Raw genomic sequence first — 2,257 nt, 5'->3', positions numbered from 1 at the left:
CAGTAACCGCACTGCGGCACCTGCCCTGCGATCCACGCCGCCTGGACGACATGGCTGCGGTCGGCCGACAGGCCCTCGATCGTCGTGACGAAGCTGCCCTCGATCTCGCCGATCGCCGTCTGGCACGACCGCTTGGCGACCCCATCGATATGGACGGTGCACGCCCCGCACAGTCCCGCGCCGCAGCCGAACTTGGTGCCGGTCAGGTTCGACGCATCGCGCAGCGCCCACAGCAGCGGCGTCTCGGGCGCGAGCAGATAGTGGACGGGGTTGCCGTTGACGGTGAACTTGGTCATCGTCTGACGATATACTCTGGGGAGAGCGCCGGTGGAACTGGAGACTTTGACGCTGGCGGTCGACGCCGGCATCGCCACCGTGACGCTGACGCGCGGCGCGCAGCTCAACACGATGACCGAGGCGTTCTGGCGCGACGTACCGACCGCGTTCGCCGCGATCGACGCCGACCCCAGCGTGCGCGCGGTCGTCGTCGCCTCGACGGGCAAGCACTTCACCGCCGGGCTCGACCTCGGCTGGGCGGGCCAGTCGCTGCTCGGCTCCGACGTCGATGCCGGCCGCGCCCGCGAGGCGTTCCGCCGCCACGTCCATATGTTGCAGGAGACGTTCAGCGTCGTCGATCGCGCGCGGGTGCCGGTGATCGCCTGCATCCAGGGCGGGTGCATCGGCGGCGGGGTCGACTTCGTCACCGCGTGCGACCTCCGCGTCGGGACGGCCGACTGCTTTTTTACGGTGCAGGAGATCAACCTCGCCATCGTCGCCGATGTCGGCACGCTCCAGCGCATCCCCCATTTGCTCCCGCAGGGGCTGATCCGCGAGCTCGCCTATACCGGACGGCGGTTCGGCGCGGCGGAGGCGAAGCACTGGGGCTTCGTCAACCGGGTCGAGCCCGACCATGCCGCCGCGCTGGCATCGGCGCATGCGCTCGCGACCGAGATCGCCGCCAAGTCGCCGCTGGCGATCACCGGGATCAAGGCGGTCCTCAACCACGGCCGCGACGCGACGATCGCGCAGGGGCTCGATTACGTCGCGACGTGGAACGCCGGGATGCTCCAGGGCGGCGACCTGCGCGAAGCGATGCGCGCCCAGCAGGCGCGGACCGCCCCGGTGTTCGCCGACCTTGTCGCATGAGTCATGCCGCAGTGCGGCAGTTGCGCGCTTGCTGCTGTGGACCCCGAGGCATATAGAGCCTCGCAACGCGTCCGAGGTCTTCGCACCCGGCGCCGTCCGACAAGTTCTCGAAGGTGCCCGATGCGCGCGACCGTTAAACTGCTGTTGGCGATGACCGGGCTGGTCCCGGCCTTTGCCCGTGCACAGGAGGCCGTGGCCGCCGCGCCGGTCGTTCCCGTCACCACGACCGCGATGCCCGCCGCCGCCGCCGTTGCGCCGGTGCTGGGCACCCCCGGGATCGGCCAGCCCGGTACCGGCTGGAACCTGCAGGAAGCGATGACGCCGATCGCGGTCGAAGCGCGCCACATGGCGACGACGATCCTCGATCCGCTGATGCTCGCGGTCTGTGTCGTCGTCTTCGCGCTGCTCGGTTACACGCTGTTCCGCTTCCGCGCCGCGCGCAATCCGGTCGCGTCGCGGACGTCGCACAACACCGTCGTCGAGGTGATCTGGACGGTCGTGCCGGTGCTGATCCTCGTCTGGATCGCGGTGCCGTCGTTCCGCCTCCTCGCCAACCAATATTCGCCGCCGAAGGCCGGGCTGACGATCAAGGCGACCGGCCACCAGTGGTATTGGGAGTATGAATATCCCGACCAGGGCGGCTTCAGCTTCGACTCGATCATCCTGTCGGACGCCGACGCGATCAAGAAGGGCGACCCGGCCAAGCTCGGCGTCGACAATCGCGTCGTCGTCCCCGTCGGCACCACGGTTCGCGTCCTGACCACCGCCGCCGACGTCATCCACGCCTGGGCGATGCCGTCGTTCTGGGTGCAGATGGACGCCGTCCCCGGGCGGATCAACGAGACGTGGTTCAAGGTCGACCGGCCCGGCGTCTATTACGGCCAGTGCTTCCAGCTCTGCGGCACCAAGCACGCCTTCATGCCGATCGCGGTTGAGGTCGTGTCGAAGGAGCGGTTCGCGCAGTGGGTCGCGGCGAAGCAGAAGGAAAACGGCATCGCCGCTCCGGGTGCCACGCCTGCCGCTGCAAACGCTCCCGCCGAAGCGGCGACCGCTGTCACCCCCGCGATCCCGACCGAGACCGCTCCCGCCGCGCCCGTCGCGCCGGCCCCGA

3 protein-coding genes are annotated in these 2,257 nt (G+C 69.5%); 2 read left to right on the top strand and 1 reads right to left on the bottom strand.

Annotation, left to right across the window (positions count from 1 at the left end; all coding sequences use genetic code 11):
- Positions 1 to 296, bottom strand: a 296-nt coding sequence (locus tag ACFE7D_RS14370) for a (2Fe-2S)-binding protein (protein ID WP_375396092.1), incomplete at its 3' end; no start/stop codon positions are given.
- A 31-nt stretch (positions 297 to 327) separates the two neighbouring features.
- On the opposite strand from ACFE7D_RS14370, the gene ACFE7D_RS14365 reads away from it, so the two are divergent.
- Together ACFE7D_RS14365 and coxB are read left to right on the top strand one after the other, a co-directional pair.
- Entirely contained in the window at positions 328 to 1,146 is an 819-nt protein-coding gene (locus tag ACFE7D_RS14365) for a crotonase/enoyl-CoA hydratase family protein (RefSeq protein WP_375396091.1), read from the top strand.
- 120 nt (positions 1,147 to 1,266) lie between these two features.
- The coding region (gene coxB / locus ACFE7D_RS14360) for a cytochrome c oxidase subunit II (RefSeq protein WP_375396090.1) at positions 1,267 to 2,257 on the top strand (991 nt) is incomplete at its 3' end.

The organism is uncultured Sphingomonas sp., assembly GCF_964244235.1.
Taxonomy (GTDB): Bacteria; Pseudomonadota; Alphaproteobacteria; order Sphingomonadales; family Sphingomonadaceae; genus Sphingomonas.
Note: the sequence above shows the minus strand (reverse complement) of the source record. Positions and strands in the feature narration are given on the sequence as shown.